1 protein-coding gene is annotated in these 672 nt (G+C 69.2%); it reads right to left on the bottom strand.

The annotated features are described in order from the left end of the window. Window positions 1–672, bottom strand: a 672-nt coding sequence (locus V9L18_RS22005; protein WP_337349269.1) for an APC family permease, incomplete at both ends; no start/stop codon positions are given.

Raw genomic sequence — 672 nt, 5'->3', positions numbered from 1 at the left:
GGGTTCAGCTGCTGCCCGGCTCGGCGCTGGCGCACATAGTGGAACACCACCGAGGCGTTCACCAGCGTGAAGGCGGTGAAGGCACCAAAGTTGATGAACGACGTCGACGTGGCCACGTCCAGGAAGATCGCGATCAGGCCCACAATGCCGGTGATCGCCAGGTTCGCCACCGGGGTGTGGAACTTCTCGTTGAGCTTGCCGAAGACCGCCTTGGGCAGGACCGAGTCGCGGCCCATCGCGTACAGCAGGCGGGAGGCGCTGGCCTGCGCGGCGAGGCCGGAGGCGAACTGCGCCACCACCAGGCCGGCCAGGAACACGGCGCCGAACAGCTGCCCGCCGATCTGCAGGGCGATGGAGCTGGCCGCGGAGGCCGAGTCCTCGAACACGCCGCCGGGGTGGACCAGCTGGGTCACGTAGGAGACCGCCACGAAGATGCCGCCGCCGATCAGTGCCACGAGCATGATGGCGCGCGGCACGGTCCGGCGCGGGTTGATGGTTTCCTCGGTGAGGGTGGTGACGGCGTCGAACCCCAGGAACGAGTACGCGGCGATGGCCGCGCCCGCGGAGATGGTGGCGAAGCTGGCGGTGTCGTTGAAGAACGGCTGCCCGCTGGCCAGTCCCCCGGCGCCGTTGGCGGACACCACGCTGCCGATGGCCAGCGCCACGAAGAAC

It is taken from the genome of Pseudarthrobacter sp. CCNWLW217, from assembly GCF_037203985.1.
Lineage (GTDB): Bacteria > Actinomycetota > Actinomycetes > Actinomycetales > Micrococcaceae > Arthrobacter.
Note: the sequence above shows the minus strand (reverse complement) of the source record. Positions and strands in the feature narration are given on the sequence as shown.